The 18,793-nt window shown below is 69.8% G+C and carries 18 protein-coding genes; 13 read left to right on the top strand and 5 right to left on the bottom strand.

The window, feature by feature from the left end:
- Positions 1 to 61 precede the first annotated feature (61 nt).
- Both EJK15_RS03010 and EJK15_RS03015 read right to left on the bottom strand, forming a co-directional pair.
- On the bottom strand, positions 62 to 2,614 hold the full coding sequence (locus tag EJK15_RS03010) for a cation-translocating P-type ATPase (RefSeq protein ID WP_240776734.1): 2,553 nt from the start codon (positions 2,612 to 2,614) through the stop codon (positions 62 to 64).
- Positions 2,615 to 2,876: 262 nt separating this feature from the next.
- A complete protein-coding gene (locus EJK15_RS03015; protein ID WP_138708784.1) occupies positions 2,877 to 3,125 on the bottom strand; it encodes a pyridoxamine 5'-phosphate oxidase family protein in 249 nt (82 codons plus the stop codon).
- Positions 3,126 to 3,280: 155 nt separating this feature from the next.
- On the opposite strand from EJK15_RS03015, the gene EJK15_RS03020 reads away from it, so the two are divergent.
- The 5 genes from EJK15_RS03020 to ppk2 all read left to right on the top strand — a co-directional run bounded on the left by EJK15_RS03020 (position 3,281) and on the right by ppk2 (position 7,046).
- Entirely contained in the window at positions 3,281 to 4,123 is an 843-nt protein-coding gene (locus tag EJK15_RS03020) for a universal stress protein (RefSeq protein ID WP_138708785.1), read from the top strand.
- A gap of 124 nt (positions 4,124 to 4,247) precedes the next feature.
- Positions 4,248 to 4,904 carry a CBS domain-containing protein gene (locus EJK15_RS03025; RefSeq protein WP_138708786.1) on the top strand — a complete coding sequence of 219 codons (657 nt, stop codon included), beginning with the start codon at positions 4,248 to 4,250 and terminating at the stop codon, positions 4,902 to 4,904.
- A gap of 9 nt (positions 4,905 to 4,913) precedes the next feature.
- Positions 4,914 to 5,786, top strand: coding sequence for an acylphosphatase (locus EJK15_RS70065; protein WP_171074075.1), 873 nt, complete (start codon positions 4,914 to 4,916; stop codon positions 5,784 to 5,786).
- A complete protein-coding gene (locus EJK15_RS70070; RefSeq protein WP_171074061.1) occupies positions 5,779 to 6,315 on the top strand; it encodes a Kae1-like domain-containing protein in 537 nt (178 codons plus the stop codon). The genes EJK15_RS70065 and EJK15_RS70070 overlap by 8 nt, the downstream gene beginning before the upstream one ends.
- Positions 6,246 to 7,046 (top strand): polyphosphate kinase 2, encoded by an 801-nt coding sequence (ppk2, locus tag EJK15_RS03035; protein ID WP_138708787.1) that lies wholly within the window; start codon positions 6,246 to 6,248, stop codon positions 7,044 to 7,046. Before EJK15_RS70070 ends, ppk2 begins: the two co-directional genes overlap by 70 nt.
- Before the next feature lie 100 nt (positions 7,047 to 7,146).
- Here ppk2 and EJK15_RS03040 read toward each other — a convergent pair whose 3' ends face one another.
- Complete coding sequence (locus EJK15_RS03040; RefSeq protein ID WP_138708788.1) at positions 7,147 to 8,100, bottom strand: Acg family FMN-binding oxidoreductase; 954 nt, start codon at positions 8,098 to 8,100, stop codon at positions 7,147 to 7,149.
- 280 nt (positions 8,101 to 8,380) lie between these two features.
- Here EJK15_RS03040 and EJK15_RS03045 point away from each other — a divergent pair, with 280 nt between their 5' ends.
- The 3 genes from EJK15_RS03045 to EJK15_RS03055 all read left to right on the top strand — a co-directional run bounded on the left by EJK15_RS03045 (position 8,381) and on the right by EJK15_RS03055 (position 11,225).
- Positions 8,381 to 8,650 (top strand): adenine nucleotide alpha hydrolase family protein, encoded by a 270-nt coding sequence (locus EJK15_RS03045; RefSeq protein WP_138708789.1) that lies wholly within the window; start codon positions 8,381 to 8,383, stop codon positions 8,648 to 8,650.
- A 276-nt stretch (positions 8,651 to 8,926) separates the two neighbouring features.
- Positions 8,927 to 9,454 carry a DoxX family membrane protein gene (locus EJK15_RS03050; protein WP_138708790.1) on the top strand — a complete coding sequence of 176 codons (528 nt, stop codon included), beginning with the start codon at positions 8,927 to 8,929 and terminating at the stop codon, positions 9,452 to 9,454.
- 73 nt (positions 9,455 to 9,527) lie between these two features.
- The gene (locus EJK15_RS03055) at positions 9,528 to 11,225 is read left to right on the top strand and encodes a sensor histidine kinase (protein ID WP_138708791.1); all 1,698 of its coding nucleotides are present in this window, start codon (positions 9,528 to 9,530) and stop codon (positions 11,223 to 11,225) included.
- Between the two features lie 138 nt (positions 11,226 to 11,363).
- Here the strand turns inward: EJK15_RS03055 and EJK15_RS03060 are convergent, their stop codons facing one another.
- Together EJK15_RS03060 and EJK15_RS03065 are read right to left on the bottom strand one after the other, a co-directional pair.
- Complete coding sequence (locus EJK15_RS03060; protein WP_138708792.1) at positions 11,364 to 12,539, bottom strand: acetate/propionate family kinase; 1,176 nt, start codon at positions 12,537 to 12,539, stop codon at positions 11,364 to 11,366.
- Positions 12,515 to 14,818, bottom strand: a complete 2,304-nt coding sequence (locus tag EJK15_RS03065; protein WP_240776735.1) for a phosphoketolase family protein — start codon at positions 14,816 to 14,818, stop codon at positions 12,515 to 12,517. The genes EJK15_RS03060 and EJK15_RS03065 overlap by 25 nt, the downstream gene beginning before the upstream one ends.
- A 466-nt stretch (positions 14,819 to 15,284) precedes the next feature.
- Here EJK15_RS03065 and EJK15_RS03070 point away from each other — a divergent pair, with 466 nt between their 5' ends.
- The 5 genes from EJK15_RS03070 (at position 15,285) to EJK15_RS03090 (ending at position 18,754) form a co-directional block, all read left to right on the top strand.
- On the top strand, positions 15,285 to 16,040 hold the full coding sequence (locus EJK15_RS03070) for a DsbA family protein (protein ID WP_138708794.1): 756 nt from the start codon (positions 15,285 to 15,287) through the stop codon (positions 16,038 to 16,040).
- Positions 16,041 to 16,051: 11 nt separating this feature from the next.
- Positions 16,052 to 16,672, top strand: a complete 621-nt coding sequence (locus tag EJK15_RS03075; protein ID WP_240776736.1) for a vitamin K epoxide reductase family protein — start codon at positions 16,052 to 16,054, stop codon at positions 16,670 to 16,672.
- Between the two features lie 42 nt (positions 16,673 to 16,714).
- Positions 16,715 to 16,960, top strand: a complete 246-nt coding sequence (locus EJK15_RS72585; protein WP_206060627.1) for a hypothetical protein — start codon at positions 16,715 to 16,717, stop codon at positions 16,958 to 16,960.
- Positions 16,960 to 17,397: a hypothetical protein gene (locus EJK15_RS03085; RefSeq protein WP_171074076.1), complete on the top strand. Its 438-nt coding sequence runs from the start codon at positions 16,960 to 16,962 to the stop codon at positions 17,395 to 17,397. Before EJK15_RS72585 ends, EJK15_RS03085 begins: the two co-directional genes overlap by 1 nt.
- 325 nt (positions 17,398 to 17,722) lie before the next feature.
- Positions 17,723 to 18,754 carry an Acg family FMN-binding oxidoreductase gene (locus EJK15_RS03090; RefSeq protein WP_240776737.1) on the top strand — a complete coding sequence of 344 codons (1,032 nt, stop codon included), beginning with the start codon at positions 17,723 to 17,725 and terminating at the stop codon, positions 18,752 to 18,754.
- Positions 18,755 to 18,793 lie beyond the last annotated feature (39 nt).

An 18,793-nucleotide genomic window follows, 5' to 3' on the forward strand; every position in this document is an offset into this window, starting at 1 on the left:
AACGTATGAAAGGCAAGGACAACGCCGACGATCGCGCTCGCTGTCGATCACCGTGGTGGGATCAGTGTGCATGGGCGGCGTTGTCCGGGGGTTGGATGGGCCGCCGCGAGCGGGACGGGTGCAGGATCCGGTCGAGGCGGACGGCGGCGTAACCGAGGACCGACAGCGCGGTGACGATCAGCAGGTCGCCCAGGGCCAGCGGTTCGGTGCCGAGCAGTTCCTGGAGCGGCGGCAGGTACAGTCCTGCCAGCTGCAGGACGAGCGCACCGGCGACGGCGAACAGCAGCATGGGATTGGCCAGCGAGCCGGGCCGCGTACGAGAGCCGAGCGCGACACCGAGCTGGGTGGCGCCGAGGGCGAAGAAGGCCATGCTCTGCCATGGGCGTCCGGTCTGGTGGGCCCAGATGGCCACGCCGAGGGTGACAGCGGTGAGGACGACGGCGATCCGGATTATGCGCTGCCACAGCCCCGCGCCCAGGATGCTCTGGCTGGGCGGCCGCGGTGGGCTCGCCATGGCTCCAGGCAGGGCCGGCTCGCCGCCGAGGGCCACACCGGGCAGCCCATGCGTGAGCAGGTTGATCCAGAGGATCTGGGCGGGAAGCAGGGGGAGCGCGAGGCCGGCGAACGGCCCCAGCAACATCACCGCGATCTCGGCTGCTCCGCCGGACAGGCCGTAGATGAGGAACCGGCGGATGTTGGCGTAGACCCGGCGGCCCTCCTCGACGGCCGCGACGACGGTGTCCAGGTTGTCATCGGCGAGCACGAGGTCGGCCGCCTGACGGGCGACTTCGGTGCCGCGTTTGCCCATGGCGACGCCGATGTCGGCGCGTCGTAGTGCCGGGCCGTCGTTGACGCCGTCGCCGATCATCGCGAGGGTCTCGCCACGAGTCCGCAGATCCTGGATGATCTCGAGCTTCTGCCCGGGGGCAGCCCGGGCGTACACGCTGATCTCGGCATGGTCGGGCGTCCCGGGATCCCGGAGGTCCACGACCGGATCATCGGTGGCGATGATGCCCAGATCGGTGGCGATGGCACGAGCGGTCCCGGAGTGATCGCCGGTGATGAGGAGCGGCCTGATGCCGGCTTGTTTGCAGGCGGCGATCGAGGCGACCGCCGCGGCACGCGGCGGATCCAGGATCGCGACCAGTCCGAGCAACGACAACCCGCTCTCCGGCGCTGTTTCCGGAACGGTGTCCAGATCGAGGCTCGCGACGGCGAGGACGCGGTATCCCGCCTGGGCGAGTTGCTCGGCGCGCTCGGCGGCGCGAGTCAGCAGCGCCGGGTCGTCGGCCAGGGCAGGTGGGCGGAGCAGCACTTCGGGCGCGCCTTTACAGATCACCCGGGCATGTCCGCCGGGCAGGCGATGCACGGTGCTCATCCTCTTGCGTTCACTGTCGAAAGGATGTTCGGTCACCCGTGGGAAGCGCTCTTGGAGCTGTTTGCGATCCATGCCGAGCTTGGCCGCGGCGGCGAGCAGGGCCGCCTCGGTGGGGTCTCCCAGCGCCGTCCACTGCCCGTCGAGGTCCTGGGGCGGTGACAATCTGGCGTCGTTGCACAGCACGGTCGCCACCAGCAGGTCGGTGAGGCTCGTGCTGTCGAGGGAGTCGCCGCGCATGATTTCGCCGTCGGGTGCGTATCCGGAGCCGGTGATCGTCGCCTCTCCCGCGGGAGTCCAGACGTACCGGGCGACCATCCGGCCCTCGGTGAGGGTGCCGGTCTTGTCGGTGGCGAGTACGGTCACCGCGCCCAGCGTTTCCACTGCGGGCAGGCTGCGTACGAGAGCGTTGCGCGCGGCCATCCGGCGAGCTCCCAAGGCCAGGCTCAGGGTCACGACCGCGGGCAGGGACTCGGGCACGGCCGCGACCACCAGGCTGATCGCGGTCACCACCATCAACTCGACCGGTTGCCCGCGGACCAGTCCCAGCGCCAGCACCAGCGCGGACAGTGCCACCGCGACGCCCGCCAGCAACCGCCCGACCCCCACCAGGCGGCGCTGCAACGGCGTCAGCCCGGCTCCCTTGACCATCATGGATGCGATCCGGCCGCTCGCGCTCGCCGCCCCCACGGCGGTGACCGTCGCCCGGCCACGTCCCCGCACCACGACGGTGCCCGAGGAGGCCGGATCGTCGACGATCTTGTCTACCGGCACGGACTCTCCCGTCAAAGACGACTCGTCCACGAGCAATGCCGCCGACTCCACCACCGTGGCGTCGGCCACGATGATGTCGCCTTCGGCCAGCACCAGCAGGTCTCCCACGACGACGTCGGCCGCCGGAATCTCCGTCTGGGAGCCGTCGCGGATCACGCGCGCCGTCGGGGCCGTGAGTTGCGACAACGCCGTGATGGCCCGGTCGGCGCGCACCTCCTGCACGACCCCGACGGAGGTGTTGACGATGATCACTAGCATGATCACGGCCGAGTCGGTCCAGTCGCCCGTGGCGACGGTCAACGCCGCCGCCACGAGCAGGACGATGATCAGCGGATCACGAAGCTGGGCGGCGACCCGCCGCCACAACGGAACGGGCGGCTTCTGCGGGAGCAGGTTGGCTCCATCCCGCTCCAGGCGCACCGCCGCCTCCGCAGACGACAATCCGGAGCGTGTGGGAATCACCACGTCTTCCTCCCAGATCCGCGCTCTCGATGATCGGCCGAGGCGCCGCATCGTCTCGCCCACCTGTTTTCGCAGGAAATGAACTCCCCGCCCAGAGACGAAGGTCCCGGCTGTCAGGGCCGGACGGCAGGTACGTGGCAAGTTGGTACTCGTAGGCGCGCGTCTGCGCGTGACTATGGAAGACCTGCACAATCGTTACCCGCGCACCGACCTTCGAGTACGCCTCGGTCATCGTCCCCCGGCGGGCGTCCCGTATTTCGATTCCTCAGAGGCCGTGGATACGGCGGCCGGTGATCTGATGCGGGATTGCGCGGATGTAGAGCTGGCGGTCGCCTCCCGCCCACGGGGTGACGTCGGCGTCGATCACCTTGGCGACCTCGTCCGGTGGCACGTGGTGGGCGGGGCCCTGGATCAGGACGCTCCAGCCCTCTCGCTGGGCCTCGTCGATCCGGTCCACCTCGAAACCGATCTTGATTTCCACTCCTTCCCGTCCGGTACGCAGATCCTGGTCCATGGGGCCGCCCTAGGCGGTGCGGAAGAGACGATGACGCTACCCACGCGCTCTGCATCTAACGGCAGACAGGGCCCTTTGGCCCTGGCGCGACCGACCTCCGGCCCTGCACCCGATGGGCGCCAACGGGTGGGATGAGTGTGACGAAGGAGGACATCATGATCATCGTAGGAGTGGACGGCTCCGTGGCCTCGCGAGCCGCCGTGGAGTGGGCGGCCGGCGACGCCTTTCGGATGTGTGTGCCGCTGCGGATCGTGTACGCAATGGACGCCTCGTGGTACCAGGTCGGCCGATATCCCATCGTCGGTATACCGGACGTGCTGATTCGCGAGGGGCAGCGCATTTTGCGCGAGGCGGCGGCTCTCGTCCACGAGCGTCAGCCCGCTGTGGAGGTCACGACGCAGGAAGTCGAGGGCACGCCCACAGCGGTCCTGCGCGAGCAGTCCAAGGACGCCACCGAGATCGTGGTGGGCAGCCGCGGGCTCGGCGGGTTCGCCGGCGCGCTGCTGGGCTCGGTCAGCACCCATGTGGCCGGGCACGCCCACTGCCCCGTCGTGGTGGTGCGCGGCGAGCACCGGCCGGTGGAGGGGGAGGTCGTCGTCGGCGTGGACGACTCACCAGAATGCGAGCCCGCGCTCGCCTACGCCTTCCAGCAGGCGAAGCTGCGAGGAGCCACGCTGCGGGTGCTGCACGCCTGGCAACTGCCGGTGCACGCCTTCGCTCCAGAGACCGCCTACGACATGGACGAGGTCCGCACGGCGCAGCACCAGGTCATCCGCGACCGGCTGGAAGCCCTCAGCAAGAACTATCCGCAGGTGACGATCGTCGAGGACGTCCCCTCAGCGCACCCTGTGGACGCGCTCACCGAGGCGTCCGGGCGGGCGGACCTGCTGGTGGTGGGCTCGCACGGGCGCGGCGCCATGGGCTCGATGCTGATCGATTCGGTCAGCCGAGGCGTCCTGCATCACTCGGACTGCCCGGTGGCGGTGGTGCGCCCTTAGGTCCTTGCCGGCCGGAGTCCGGCCGGCAAGGACCTAAGACCTCGGCATCGGGGACGTTCGCCGCTGCCGGGCGAGGCCGCCGAGGAGGAGCGTGAAAGTGCGAGTGAAAGTGAGGTGGGACATCATGTCGATCGAAGTCAAGGACGTCATGGGCCGTGTGGCCATCGCGGTGCTGGAGAATGCGTCGTTCGCCGACATCGTGGCCGCCATGAAGCGATACGCGGTGGGTGCGGTCACCGTGATCGACGTCGACCGCCGTCCGGTGGGCGTGGTGTCGGAGGACGACCTGCTGCTCAAGGAGAGCAACCCGGTACGGCACAGCGTGTCGATGTTCGAGTCCGCCAGGCGGCGGCGCGAGCACCAGAAGGCGGCGGGGGTTACGGCGGCACAGCTCATGACCTCTCCGGCGATCACCGTCACGCCGGGCACTCCGGTACGCGACGCGGCCCGGCTGATGCACGGCAAGCGCATCAAGCAGCTGCCCGTGATCGACCCGGTGACCGGGCGGGTCACCGGCACCTTGCACCAGCGCGACGTGCTGCGGGTCTTCGCCCGGCCGGCCGCCGAGCTGGAAGCGGAGGTCAGAGCCCTGCTCCCGGATCCCGAGGCATTCACGGTCGAGATCGACCGGGGCATCGTGAAGATCAGCGGCCGCGTGCAGCGGCGATCTCAGGCCATCGCGCTCATGGAGGCGGTCCGTGCCGTTGAGGGCGTCGTCGACGTGGAGGGCGAGGTCGCCTGCGACAGGGATGACATCATCATCGTCCCTCCGCTGATGTAAGGGATGGTCATGGACGCGGCATGGCGGATCGAGGTGCACGGAACCGTACAGGGCGTCGGTTTCCGACCGTTCGTCCACCGACTGGCGACCGGGATCGGAATCCGTGGGCATGTCCGGAACGCCGGCGGGCACGTGGTCATCTCCGCGACGGGCCCTCCAGCCCGTTTGGAGGCGTTCATCGCCGGTCTCAAGACCGACAGGCCCGAGGCGGCGCGCATCCGGGACGTGCTCGTCACTCCAGGTGCGCCTGGCGGGGATGTGACCGGGTTCGAGATCGTGGAGAGCGAGACCGCGTCCGGCGTCTCGCGCGAGATCCCGCCGGACCTGGCCACCTGTGGCGAATGCCTGCGCGAACTGTTCGATCCTGCCAACCGACGCTACCGCTATCCGTTCATCAACTGTACGGCCTGCGGCCCCAGAGCGACCATTATCGAGAGCCTGCCGTACGATCGGGTACGCACGTCGATGCGCGGCTTTCAGATGTGCGCGGCTTGCGCCGCCGAATACCACGACCCGACGGACCGGCGCTTCCACGCCGAACCGATCGCCTGCGCGTCCTGCGGCCCCCGGCTGCGTTTCCCGTCCATGACGGGGGAAGCGGCGGTGGACGTCGTCGCGGGCGGCGGGGTGATCGCGATCAAAGGGCTCGGTGGCTTCCAGCTCGTATGCGATGCCATCAACGACGAACCCATCTCCCGGGTGCGGGAGATCAAGGCACGCGACGCCAAGCCGCTGGCGGTCATGGTGCGGGACACGGTCACTGCCGGCGCGCTGGCCGACCTCGCCGAGACCGATCGTCTTCTCGCCCCCGTCCGCGCCCATCGTGCTGGGCCCACGGCGGCACGGCGTGCTGTCGCCCGGCGTGTGCCATGGGATGCCTAGCGCGGGCCGCCTGTTCGATGCGGCCGCCGCGCTGCTGGGCCTGTGCGACGTGAACGGCTTCGAGGGAGAGGCCGCGATGCGCCTGGAGCAGGCCGCTGTAGCGTTTCCCGGGTCCGAGCCGCTGGCCTGGCGGCTGGAGCGGCGGGACGCGTTGTGGGTGTACGACGGCGTGGCCACGCTGCGGCATCTGCTGGAGGCCAAGGCGGACGGCGAGCACGTCGGCCGGATCGCCGCCGCCTTCCATGCCACCATCGCGGCGGTCACCGTGTTGCTGTGTGAGCGCGCCGCCGCTGAACACGATGTCACCCAGGTCTGCCTGTCGGGCCGCATCGTCCGGGTCGGATCACCGTGCGCACTTGGTCGGCTCCAGCAGGATGGTCGATATGCTCGTGGGCGAGCAACTGCCGCGCATCTGCTGAGCGCGAGCCGGCCGCGCCCGCCCATGGGAAAGGTGCCTGTATGGCCGACCAGAGGTTGCGGCGCAAGCCGTACGACAAGGAGCTCTTTCGCCTGCAGGCCGAATTGGTGAAGCTACAGGAGTGGGTGAAGGTCGAGAAACAGCGAGTGGTGGTGATTTTCGAGGGGCGTGACGCCGCCGGCAAGGGAAGCACCATCAAGCGGGTCACCGAATACCTCAACCCCCGGGTGGCCAGGATCGTCGCGCTGCCCGCGCCCACCGAGCGGGAGCGCACGCAATGGTACTTCCAGCGGTATGTAGAGCGCCTGCCCGCTGCCGGGGAGATCGTGCTGTTCGACCGCAGCTGGTACAACCGGGCCGGGGTGGAGCGGGTGATGGGGTTCTGCACGCAGGAGGAGTACGCGCGCTTCCTGCACCAGTGCCCGATCTTCGAGCGGTTGCTGGTGGAGGACGGGATCCTGCTGCGCAAGTACTGGTTCTCCGTCGATGACGCCGAGCAGGAGCGGCGTTTTCGCGCTCGGCTGGAGGATCCCATGCGGCAGTGGAAACTGTCGGAGATGGACCTGGAGTCGATCACGCGGTGGGAGGAGTACTCGCGGGCCAAGGACGAGATGCTGATCCACACCCACATTCCGGAAGCACCCTGGTACGACGTGGAGAGCCAGGACAAGCGGCGTGCCAGGATCAACATGATCTCCCACTTGCTGTCCACGATCCCGTACCGGGAGGTGCAGCGCACTCCGCTGGAGATCCCGAAGCGACCACCGTCTACCGGCTATCGCCGCCCGCCTCGCCTGGAAACGCACGTGCCTGACGTGGCCGCGGGGCTCGCTCGCGGGTGAACGCCACCGCCGCGAGAAACCTCCGCCTCAGCCCCTGACCTGCTCGTGATGGAGGGGCCACGAGTCCTAGAGCGGGCGGTCGCCGGCAGTGTCGTGGCGGTCAGGCCTGAGCGAGCTCCATGACTGGCCGGCGCGGGCTACGCGCCACATACGGCCCGTACCCCAGCCTGATGATCATCTGCGGGTGGCCGCGCCGGTGGTGCGGGTCCCTGCGGTGGCGCATGTCGCGAAGGTCGAGCGGCTGGTTCAGGAACGACGCCGACAGTCCGTACTTGGTGGCGACCAGCAGCACCCGCTGCAGCGCCTGTCCTGCACGCAGCCAGTCGACGGGTCCGTCGCCCATCGTGGTCAGCACCGCGAGCTGCGGCCGCGCCTCGAAGCGGGATTCGCCGTCCTGGCGCCCGAAGTCCCTGACCGGTGACGGATCCCGCAGGGCATGGGGCCCGTGCACGTAGCCCGGCACGCCGTCGTAACGCGCTCCCGGCATCGTCCAGGCGGCCAGCTCGGCCCGGTAGTCGTGGTCACGGGCGAGCTCGTCCTCGGCGAGGGCGGCGTAGCCGAGGGTGTCCAGCGTGCCGTGGCGGTCGAGCCAGGCCAGGCCCGCGCCCTCGCGGGCGGCGGCGAGCCGCAGTTCGGCCATGACCTCGTGCGGGATCCGCCGGTCGAAGAAGGGCAGGCGGCTGGTGCGTCGCACCGGGATGAGGTCGTACAGCTCCCGCTGGCCGGCAGAGACGGGCAGCGTCGCGCCTACGCGTACGGCGGCCAGGAGATCAGGTTCTTGTCCAGGATCGGGCAGGAGGAACACCATCGGCCGCCGCCCAGAGGTCCGGACCGCCAGCCGCAGGTTGAACAGGGCCGCACCACAGCTGACGTGCTGGCTGCGCCCGCGCGGGTCGCTCACCCGCAGCCGCCGGTCACGGTCGGCGTGCAGCTCGACGCAATCTTCGCGGGCCACGTGGAAGCGCCACGGCTGGGTGTTGAGCACCGAAGGCGCCTGACCGGCCGCCGCCAGCAGCCGCCGGACGCCGAGCCCGGTGGCGAGTTGAGTGGACATGATGCACCTCCTGCCACCCACGTTTCCGCACCGATCCGCGACGCCGACAGTGCCGGATGGCCCCGCCTCGCTGCCGAAAGCCCCTGCCCAGCGCGGTCACGCACGCTTCATGCCGGGTCGCCGTGGTGAACACCTGAGCGCCCCGGGATGCGGGGGTTCATGATTCGCGCCAGTCGGTTCGCGGCCGCGCCTTGCGGCACGACGGCAGCGAGCTCGGCTGTGGCCGAAGGTCCCTACCCGCAGGGTCTTTCGGCGCTACGACTCCTGCGGTCAGTAGCGCGTGGAGACCACGTTCCTGCCCGATGACCCTCGCTCCGCCCTCATCAGCGCTGCGGAGAACGCCGAGTTGCTGGAGTTCGCCTTCGCGGAGGCTCGGCTTCGGGGAGCGCGGCTGCGTGCCGTGCACGCGAGAACCTATCCCCGGCCGGTCAGGTTCGACCCCACGGAGGTCGACGGGGTGCGCGTGCTCAAGGACACGCTCGCCACGCTGGGCGAGCGGTACCCCGAGGTGACCGCCGGCCAGGACGTGGAGCTCGCCAAGTGCATCTAGGCCGGGGCCCGCGCCGCCCGTCTGATCGAGCAAGGGACGCGGAGCCCGGGCTTCAGGCCGTGATGCCGATCCCCTGCCTACGGCATCGCTGCCAGGGAAAGTTCGCAGGAACGGAAGTCCATCGGATGCCCGGCCTTCGGTCTAGGGCGCGCGTCCGCGCCAAGATGTGCCGAAGGTCCCGGCGCCGCAGGACATACGGCTCTGCAGGCGAAGCCGCAAATCGGGTGTTCTGGAATCAGCAAGGGAACAGCAACCCGCTCCCCACGGAGGACCGTCATGGCCACCGCATACGCCAAGCCTGTCATGCACAACGACACCACGACCGCCGCGCGCCGTCCCGTCGACTATGTCTGGGCGATCGCCCGGATCTCGATCGGCTGGGTCTTCCTGTGGGCATTCCTGGACAAGACCTTCGGCTGGGGCTTCGCCACCCCGGCCAACCGCGCCTGGATCGAAGGCGGAAGCCCCACGACCGGCTTCCTCAAGGGCACCGGCGAGAACGCGCTCGGCGGGTTCTTCAGCGCGCTGGCCGGGCAGGCATGGGTGGACTGGCTGTTCATGGCCGGCCTGCTCGGCATCGGCCTGGCGCTGGTCCTGGGCGTCGGCACCCGGATCGCCGCCGTCACCGGCACCCTGATGCTGGTCCTGATGTGGGCGGCCGAGCTGCCCCTGGCAAACAACCCGTTCATGGACGACCACATCATCTACTCGATCGTCCTCGTCGGCCTCGCCCTCGCCAACGCCGGCACCACGCTCGGGCTGGGCAAGCTGCCGATCGTGCAGCGCAACGCCTGGCTGAAGTAGTGCCGACGATCGCGCGCCCACCCCGGACGCCCCGGGGCGGGCGTCGCGCCGTCCGGGTGCCAAACTGATCGGTATGTCCGAGAGCGAGCGCCGTGCCCTGATGCCCCAGATGCGGCTCGATGAGCTGCTGGCCGAGCTGCAGACCAGGCTGAACGCCGTGATGGCCACGCGCGATCGAGTGCACGCCCTGCTCGAGGCCGTCGTGTCCGTCGGCAGCGACCTGGACCTGGAGACGGTGCTGCGGCGCATCGTGGAGACCGCCACCAAGCTCGTGGACGCCGGATACGGGGCGCTGGGCGTGGTGGGAGAGGACCAGACGCTCATCCAGTTCATCCCGGTCGGGCTGAGCGAAGAGGAGATCGCCAGAATCGAGCACTGGCCGCACGGGCTCGGCCTGCTCGGCCTGCTGATCAAGGATGCCAGGCCGCTGAGGCTCGGCAGGATCTCCGATCATCCGGAGTCGTACGGCTTCCCCCCCGGCCATCCGCCGATGGGCACCTTCCTCGGCGTCCCGGTACGGGTGCGCGACGAGGTGTTCGGCAACCTGTACCTGACCGAGAAGCGCGGCGGTGGAGAGTTCGACGAGGAAGACGAAGCCGTCGTCATCGCGCTGGCGAGCGCGGCCGGCGTCGCGGTGGAGAACGCGCGCCTGTTCGAGGAGTCCCGGCGGCGCGAGACCTGGCTGCAGGCATCCTCGGAGATCACCACGCGTCTGCTGTCCGGTGCCGACCCTCGCCAGGTGCTCACCACGATGGCGGCCCACGCACGCCAGATGTGCGACGCTGATGCGGTCCAGGTGCTGCTGCCGGAGCCGTCGGGACAGTCGCTGACCGTCGACGTGGCAGAGGGTGAAGGGGTGGCCGAGCTGTTGGGGACGACGGTCGAAATCTCGGCCACGCTGGCCGGCGAGGTGTTCACCCGAGGCGAGCCAAGGTCGGAGAGGGATCTGCAGAACCTCCCCAACCTTGACTCGCCGCTGCGGCGGCTGGGCTACGGGCCCGGGCTCATAGTGCCGCTGGGTACGACGCCGACGGTGCGCGGAGTGCTCACGCTGGCCAAGAGGAGCGGGCGGCTGCCGTTCAGCAGGGCGGACCAGCAGATGCTCGAGTCGTTCGCGGGCCAGGCCGCGGTTGCGCTGGAGCTGGCCGAGGCCCGCCGCGACGCCGAGCGGCTCGGCCTGCTGGAGGACCGCGATCGGATCGCCAAGGACCTGCACGATGTCGTCATCCAGCGGTTGTTCGCGACCGCGATGACGCTGATGAGCACGGTACGGCTGGTGGAGCGGCCGGAGGCGGCCAAGCGGGTGCAGCACGCGATCGACGAGTTGGACGAGACGATCCGGCAGATCCGCTCCTCTATCTTCGCCTTGCAGACTCCGCGGGAGGACGCTGCGCCGAGCCTGCGTACGCAGATCGTCGACCTGGTGGAGGGCGCGGGCGCGCACCTGGGCTTCATGCCGGGCCTGCGCATGGAGGGCCAGATCGACACCCTGGTGCCCGACCCTGTGGCCGAGCACCTGCTGGCCGTCCTGCGCGAAGCCCTGTCCAACGTGGTACGGCACTCCCGCGCCACCCGCGCAGGGGTCTCGGTCGAGGTCGCGAACCAGCACCTCACCCTCGTGGTCACCGACAACGGCCTCGGCGTGGGAGAGAAGGGTCGCCGCAGCGGCCTGCGCAACATCGAAGAACGGGCCGGCCGCCTGGGCGGCACCGCGCAAGTAGAGGCCGCGGAGGAGGGCGGGACCCGGTTGCGCTGGCACGTCCCCTTTTGACATCCTCCTCCGCCTGAAGGCCGGGAACTCCGACCCATCCCTGCACCAAGGAGCGGACGGGTTGAGGTTGGCGGCGTATCCGCAGGGTCGACACGGACGACCGTGGAGTTCTGGATGCCCGCCGTGCCGCGCCGCCTGTCATGAGATGATCGAGAGGGCCTGACGGGCGATCTCCCACTCCTCGTTCGTCGGGATGACCAGCACCGACACCTCGGCGCCGGGTGGGGAGACGGCCCGTTCGCCGGCTGGGCCCGCCTCGTTGAGCGCCGGGTCCACGGTGATGCCGAGCCGGTCGAGGCCGGCCAGGGCGGCGGCGCGGGTGGCGGTGTCGTGCTCGCCCACGCCGCCGGTGAACACGATCGCGTCCACCTGGCCGAGCAGCGCGTAGTAGGCGCCGACGTACTTACGGATACGCCGGGTGTAGATCTCCAGGGCCAGCCGGGCCACGTCGTCGTCGCGTCCGCGTGCTTCGCGCATGTCGCGACTGCCGGTCAGGGCGAGCAGCCCGCTCTGGTGGGTGAGCGCGTGCTCGACCTGCTGGGCGTCGATGCCGTCCATCCGGGCGAGGTAGCCGGCGAGGGCAGGGTCGACGTCGCCGGAGCGGGTGCCCATGACCAGCCCTTCCAAGGGGGTCATACCCATGGAGGTGTCGACGCTGCGGCCGCCGGAGATCGCGCTGGCGCTGGCGCCGTTGCCCAGGTGCAGCACGATCAGGTTGAGCCCGGCGAGGTCGCGGCCCAGGAAGGCGGCGGCGCGGCGGGAGACGTAGGCGCAGGAGGTGCCGTGGAAGCCAAAACGCCGCACGCCGAGCCGCTCGCGCCAGTCGCGCGGCACGGCGTAGGTGTAGGCCTCGGGCGGCAGCGTGCGGTGGAAGGCGGTGTCGAACACGGCCACCTGCGGCACATTGGGGAATGTTTTGCGCGCGACCTTGATCCCGGTCAGGTTGACCGGGTTGTGCAGGGGAGCGAGCGGCGCCAGTTCGTCGATGGCGGTGATGACCTCGTCGTCGATGAGCACAGCTTCGGTGAAACGAGTGCCGCCGTGTACAACGCGGTGCCCGACCGCGACGGGGTCCAGGTCGGGTCCCGCCGCGGCGAATGCCTCCATCATCGCGTCGAGCCCTTCGCCGTGTCCGGGGAAGGGCTGGTCCCTCACGTATGGCGGCTGGTCGCGGGTCCGGTGTGTGAGCCGTCCGGTCGCCTCGCCGATGCGTTCGATCAGGCCGCGGGCCGGGCGTTCGCGGGTCTCGACGTCGATGAGCTCGTACTTGATCGACGAGGATCCCGTGTTCAGGACGAGAATGCGGCCGGCCATGTCCACGAGCTTATTTCCGCGGGGTCTTCGCCGTGCTCGCGGGTGTGGGCGCGGGCCTGGAGGCGGGTGTCGGTCATCTGCTGGCGCAGGTGGGCGGCGGTGGTGCCGAGGCCGGGGACGCGGTCGATGACGTCCATGACCAGGTGGTAGCGGTCGATGTCGTTGAGCATGGCCATGTCGAAAGGCGTGGTGGTGGTGCCTTCCTCCTTGTAGCCGCGGACGTGGAGGTTGTGGTGGCCGTGCCGTCGGTAGGTGAGGCGGTGGATCAGCCACGGGTAGCCGTGGAAGTTGAAGATGATCGGCTTGTCGGTGGTGAACAGGGTGTCGAACTCGGCGTCGGGCATGCCGTGCGGGTGCTCCGACGGTGGCTGCAGCCGCATCAGGTCCACCACGTTGATGACCCGCACCTTCAGGTGCGGCAGATGCTCGCGCAGGATGGCGGCTGCGGCGAGGGTCTCCAGGGTGGGCACGTCGCCGGCGCAGGCCAGCACCACGTCGGGTTCGGCGCCGGAGTCGGTGGAGGCCCAGGGCAGGATGCCCAGCCCGCGGGTGCAGTGGGCGATGGCCTCGTCCATGGTGAACAGGTCGAGCACCGGCTGCTTGCCCGCGACGATCACGTTGACGTAGTCGCGCGAGCGCAGGCAGTGGTCGCCGACCGAGAGCAGGGTGTTGGCGTCTGGCGGCAGGTAGACGCGTACGACCTCGGCCTTCTTGTTGACCACCACGTCGAGGAAGCCGGGGTCCTGGTGGCTGAAGCCGTTGTGGTCCTGGCGCCACACGTGGGAGGACAGCAGGTAGTTGAGTGAGGCGACCGGCCGCCGCCACGGAATCTTCTTCGATGCCTGCAGCCATTTGGCGTGCTGGTTGAACATGGCGTCGATGATGTGGATGAAGGCTTCGTAGCAGTTGAACAGCCCGTGGCGGCCGGTCAGCAGGTAGCCCTCCAGCCAGCCCTGGCACAGGTGCTCCGACAGGATCTCCATCACCCGCCCGCCGGCGGCCAGGTGCTCATCGGTCGGCTCGACGGCGGCGTTCCAGGCTCGGGTGGTGGTCTCGAAGACGGCCTGCAGGCGGTTGGAGGCGGTTTCGTCCGGGCCCATCAGCCGGAAGCTGTGCGGGTTGGCGGCGATCACGTCGCGCAGGAGCGCGCCCAGGGCCCGGGTGGGCTCGCTGACCTGGCTCGCGGGCGCTTTGACCTCGATCGCGTAGTCGCGAAAGTCCGGCAGCGCCAGCGGGCGCAGCAGTTCGCCGCCGTTGGCGTGCGGGCTGGCGCTCATCCGCAGCGGCCCTTCCGGCACCGTCTGCAAGATCTGCGGGACCGGGCGACCGTCGGCGTCGAACAGCTCCTCGGGACGGTAGGAGCGCATCCACTCCTCCAGCATGGCCAGGTGCTCGGGGTTGTCGCGGACGCCGGACAGCGGCACCTGATGCGCCCGCCACGTGCCTTCCACCGGCCGGCCGTCCACTTCGCGTGGGCCGGTCCAGCCCTTCGGCGTGCGCAGGATGATCACGGGGAGTCTGGTGGCGCGGCCGTCCTTGTAGGCGGTGATCTGGTCGAACACCTCATCCAGCGTCCGCGCCATCTGCTCGTGGTCGGGGCCGACGATGTGCGGGCGGTAGCCGTACCCCTCCATGAGCTTGACCAACTCCGCCTCGGGGATGCGAGCGAGCACGGTCGGGTTGGCGATCTTGTACCCGTTCAGGTGCAGGATCGGCAGCACCACACCGTCGCGGTAGGGGTCGAGCAGCTTGTTGGAGTGCCAGCTGGCGGCCAGCGGTCCGGTCTCGGCCTCGCCGTCACCGACGATGCACGCCACCACCAGCTTGGGATTGTCGAAGGCCGCCCCATAAGCGTGCGCGAGCGAATACCCGAGTTCGCCGCCCTCGTGGATGGAGCCGGGCGTCTCCGGCGCGACATGGCTCGGGATGCCGCCGGGGAAGGAGAACTGGCGAAACAGCCGCCGCATCCCCACCGCGTCCTGGGACACCTCGGGGTACTTCTCGGAGTAGGAGCCCTCCAGCCAGGCATGGGCGACCGCGGCCGGGCCGCCGTGGCCGGGACCCGCGATGTAGATCATGTCCTGCCGGCGTTCGGCGATGATCCGATTGAGGTGGGCGAAACAGAAGTTCAGGCCCGGTGTGGTGCCCCAGTGGCCGAGCAAGCGCGGTTTGACGTGCTCGGGCCGCAGCGGCTCGGTCAGCAACGGATTGTCGAGGAGGTAGATCTGTCCGACGGACAGGTAGTTCGCGGCACGCCAGTACGCATCGATTCTTTGCATGGGTGTCATAGGTCCGAATATCTCGGACCTACTGCGATGGGCCTAGGGACCTTGGTCCCGACCCCGCAGGGCACATGGTTCCGGATTCCCCGACGCAGCTGTTTGTGGCCAGGGGCCCGCACGCGAGAATGGCGGTTCCGGGGCCGCGCTCGGCGCTCGGCGCGATGAACAGATTGAAACTTCGCGTGGGGGAGGCCGGGGTCCAGCGGCACGCCGACATCCAGCAGCCACTCCAGCGCGGCGGCCAGGACCAGATCGCCCGATTGCCTCGGTGACGTCCGATCCAGGACCAAGGTCCACAGGGTTGGGACCTTCGGCCCGAGTGTGGGTGCGGCGGTGTGCTCCACGCTGGACGCCGAGCGTCGGTGAGAGGCATCCGGCCAGGGCCGAGCGCCGTTCAGGAATGGTGACGACGCATTGGTCGCGCGTGGCGCTCGATCTTTCGTCCAGCGAGGAAAACGAGACCATGAGCACCGAGGCACGCATCAAGTCCCACCAGCTACGCAACGCCCGGGCCGCCGCCGAGCGGCGCAGGCAGAAGCGCACCCGCCTGATCGCCGCCGGCGGCGGGCTGATCATCGTGGGACTGCTGATCGCCATCGTGATCAGCTTGATCAACGCGGCGGGTAACGACAGCTCCCCGGCGGCGCAGGGCGGCAAGGCCCCGGCGATCGCGACGGCCGGCGGGGCGCTGGCCCTGGGCAACGGGGCCGCGCCGGTGAAGCTCGAGGTCTACCTCGACTACATGTGCCCGTACTGCGGGCGCTTCGAGCAGGCCAACAGCGGCGAGCTGGACAAGATGGTGGCGGACGGAACGGTGCGGCTGGAGCTGTACCCGCTGTCCTTCCTGGACCAGGCGTCCAGCGGCGCGAAGTACTCCACGCGGGCGGCCAACGCCGTCGCCACCGTCGCAGACCGGGCACCCGACAAAGTTCTGGCGCTCAACACGGCGCTGTTCGCCAACCAGCCCGAGGAGGGCAGCCGCGGCCTGTCCGACGACGAGATCGCCACGCTGGCCCGTAATGCCGGGGTCCCGGCGGGCGTGGTGGACGCCTTCACCGGCCGCAGCTTCGAGCCGTGGATCGCGACCTCGACCAAGGCCGTGTTCAACACGGGGATCTCGGGCACGCCGACCGTGAAGATCAACGGCAAGGTGTTCGAGGGGGATCTCTACACGGCGGGCCCGCTGACGGCGGCCGTGACCGCGGCCAAGGGCCAGTAGTGGTGCCGGTCGTGCCTACGGTCCTTCCTCGCCTGCATGCGCTCCGGCACTCCAACACCTGGATCTTCGGAACCATGCTGTTCTCGGCGTGCCTGAGCCTGACCGCGTCCTTCGTGCTGTCGATCGACGCGGTGCGCCTGGCGGCCGACCCGGGCGCGGATCTGTCCTGCAACATCAACAGCGTCGTCAGCTGCGGCACGGTCGGCAGCTCCTGGCAGGCGCACCTGTTCGGCTTCCCGAACGCCTTCCTGGGACTGGTGGCCGAACCGGTCGTGATCACGATCGCGGTGGCGAGCCTGGGCCGGGTGCGGTTCCCGCGCTGGTTCATGTTCGCCGCGCAGGTGGTCTACACGCTCGGCCTGATCTTCGCGTACTGGCTGTTCTACCAGTCCATGTACGTGATCGGCGCACTGTGCCCGTGGTGTCTGCTGGTGACCGTGTCCACGACGCTGGTGTGGTCGACCCTGACGCACGTGAACGTTCGCGACGGCAACCTGTTCCTGCCCCGGCGCGTGCAGACCGCACTGACCAGGGTCATCCACGCCGACCTGGACGCCATGGCCGTCACGATCTGGATCCTGATCCTGATCCTGGCCGTCGTGCTCAAATACGGCTGGACGCTGTTCGGCTAGCGTTGCCGGCATCCCGCGCGAGCGGGGCAGGAAAGGGGGACGATGACGATCACCCGGATCAGCGAGCCGGAGCCGGTGGTCGCCGGCTCGCTGCGTCGCGTCGTGGGCGGCGCGCTCACTGACCGCTTCGGCGGCAGGGTGACGGTCCCGCTGATCTCGGCCGCCATCGTCCCCGTTCTGCGCATCGGCGTGGCCCTTGGCCTGCCGGCCGCGACGTCGGCCCCGGCCGTGACGATCGTCCGCCTGACGGCCTCACACGAGGCGACCCGTGGAGGTGGAGCGGCGTGATGACGTGGTGGTCGGTGGTCCGGTTCCTGCACGTCCTGTCCGCGGCATTGTGGGTCGGCGGGCAGCTCACGGTGTCGCTGGTGGTCCTGCCCCTGGCCCGCCGCCTCCTGGACGAGCGGCGGCGAGCCGAGGTGCTGACCGCGGTCGGCCGCCGCTTCGGGATCTTCACCGCAGCGGTGTTCCTGCCCGTCCAGCTCGCCACCGGCGTGGCCATCGCCTGGCACAAGGGCGTCACCTGGGCCTCGCTCGCCGACCCCGGCTATGGCCGGATCCTGGCCGCGAAGCTGGTGCTGTTCTGCGCGGTCATGGCCGCCGCCGGGCTGCATGGGTGGGCCACCGGCGCGGCCCGTCCCAGGCTGGCTCGGGCCATGGCGGTGGCCTCTCTGGTGGGGTCACTCGGCGTCGTCCTGCTGGCCACCACCCTGCCTGCGACCTGAACCTGTCTCCTGCGGGGCGCATGGGTTCGGCGACAACACCGATGCCCGAGCGCGACGCCGGCACGCGCGTCGTGCTCACGGTCACGGACGCGGCGCCGGCCTGGGGGAGAATGGAGCGCTACAGCGGCAGAGACACCCATGCGGGCCGCACCAGGCGCTCCTCAATCGACGGCTCACCAGGCGCCCCGAAGGGACTCTGCGGGGTTCAGGCCGGGAAACGGTCCATCGGACGCGATTCAAGGGACTTTGGTCCCTGCCGTGATCACGGCGAGGCGCGGGATCTTCATTGCATGTCCGCTGTTACCCCTGTGCCGGGGATGTCCCGGTGACCGAAATCGGCGCGATCCCGGTGCCCTCTGACGCAGGATCGCTCGCCGCCCGGGAGCTTCCGTTCGCGACGCCCGGCGGCGTGAGCAGGCTGGTGCACGCCGCCGCCGCGGCACCGTCGGTGCACAACACCCAGCCGTGGCGCTTCCGCCGTGTCGACGACGCGACCATGGAGCTGTATGCCGACCTCGACCGGCTGCTGACCGTCATCGACCCGATGGGACGCGGGCTCGGCATCAGCTGCGGGGCCGCGCTGTTCAACCTGCGGCTGGCGGTCCGGATGTCCGGGCACGACGCCCACGTCACGGCGCTGCCCGACCCGGCCGCCCGCCCCGACCTGCTGGCCACCGTGCACGCCGCCCCGGGCGACCCGCCCGACCAGGACGAGCGGCTGCTGCATGACATGATCCCGCACCGGCGTACCAACCGCTTCCCGTTCGACGGCCGCCAGCTGCCCAGGGAGGTCTTCGTCGACCTGGTGCACGCCGCGCACGCGGAGGGCGCCACGCTGGTCCTGGTCAAGGGGCGGACGGCGCGGCGTGTGCTCGACATGATCGGCACGGCCGAGAACACGCTGGCCGCCGAGGAGTCCTACCGCGTCGAGCTGGCCTGCTGGACGGATCCGAGCCGGCGCTTCGACGGCGTGCCCGAGCACGCTTTCGGCCCCCGCCCGCGAAACGGGGAGCTGCCCATGCGGGACTTCGGCCTGGACGGCGTGCGGTCGAGCGCCGACTTCGAGGCCGATCCGCAGCTCGCGGCCCTGTTCACCAGGGGTGACGGGCCGCTCGACTGGCTGCGTGCCGGACAGGCACTGCAGCGGGTGCTGCTCGCCGCGACCGCGCAGGGTGTGTCGGCGTCGATGTTCAGCCAGCCGCTCGACCTGCGCCCGGCGCAGCACCGCGGCGACCAGGCCGGGCCGTTGGGTCATGTGCAGATGCTGGTCAGGTTCGGGTATGGCTCACCTGTCCCGCGCGTGCCGCGCCGTTCCGTGTTCGAGGTGCTCGACCCGGTGGAGGTCCCGCGTGTATGAGTCGCCGCGTCCTGTGCTGATCCAGGGCGGGATGGGGGT

It is taken from the genome of Nonomuraea basaltis (assembly GCF_005893125.1).
Lineage (GTDB): Bacteria > Actinomycetota > Actinomycetes > Streptosporangiales > Streptosporangiaceae > Nonomuraea > Nonomuraea basaltis.

What these genes read in the sequence shown, in the direction of transcription:
- EJK15_RS03015 (WP_138708784.1), bottom strand. Translation starts at nt 3,125, where the DNA reads ATGGACCAGGATCTGCGTACCGGACGGGAAGGAGTGGAAATCAAGATC.
- EJK15_RS03020 (WP_138708785.1), top strand. Translation starts at nt 3,281, where the DNA reads ATGATCATCGTAGGAGTGGACGGCTCCGTGGCCTCGCGAGCCGCCGTG.
- EJK15_RS03025 (WP_138708786.1), top strand. Translation starts at nt 4,248, where the DNA reads ATGTCGATCGAAGTCAAGGACGTCATGGGCCGTGTGGCCATCGCGGTG.
- EJK15_RS70065 (WP_171074075.1), top strand. Translation starts at nt 4,914, where the DNA reads ATGGACGCGGCATGGCGGATCGAGGTGCACGGAACCGTACAGGGCGTC.
- EJK15_RS70070 (WP_171074061.1), top strand. Translation starts at nt 5,779, where the DNA reads ATGCCTAGCGCGGGCCGCCTGTTCGATGCGGCCGCCGCGCTGCTGGGC.
- ppk2 (WP_138708787.1), top strand. Translation starts at nt 6,246, where the DNA reads ATGGCCGACCAGAGGTTGCGGCGCAAGCCGTACGACAAGGAGCTCTTT.
- EJK15_RS03040 (WP_138708788.1), bottom strand. Translation starts at nt 8,100, where the DNA reads ATGTCCACTCAACTCGCCACCGGGCTCGGCGTCCGGCGGCTGCTGGCG.
- EJK15_RS03050 (WP_138708790.1), top strand. Translation starts at nt 8,927, where the DNA reads ATGGCCACCGCATACGCCAAGCCTGTCATGCACAACGACACCACGACC.
- EJK15_RS03055 (WP_138708791.1), top strand. Translation starts at nt 9,528, where the DNA reads ATGTCCGAGAGCGAGCGCCGTGCCCTGATGCCCCAGATGCGGCTCGAT.
- EJK15_RS03060 (WP_138708792.1), bottom strand. Translation starts at nt 12,539, where the DNA reads ATGGCCGGCCGCATTCTCGTCCTGAACACGGGATCCTCGTCGATCAAG.
- EJK15_RS03065 (WP_240776735.1), bottom strand. Translation starts at nt 14,818, where the DNA reads ATGCAAAGAATCGATGCGTACTGGCGTGCCGCGAACTACCTGTCCGTC.
- EJK15_RS03070 (WP_138708794.1), top strand. Translation starts at nt 15,285, where the DNA reads ATGAGCACCGAGGCACGCATCAAGTCCCACCAGCTACGCAACGCCCGG.
- EJK15_RS72585 (WP_206060627.1), top strand. Translation starts at nt 16,715, where the DNA reads ATGACGATCACCCGGATCAGCGAGCCGGAGCCGGTGGTCGCCGGCTCG.
- EJK15_RS03085 (WP_171074076.1), top strand. Translation starts at nt 16,960, where the DNA reads ATGACGTGGTGGTCGGTGGTCCGGTTCCTGCACGTCCTGTCCGCGGCA.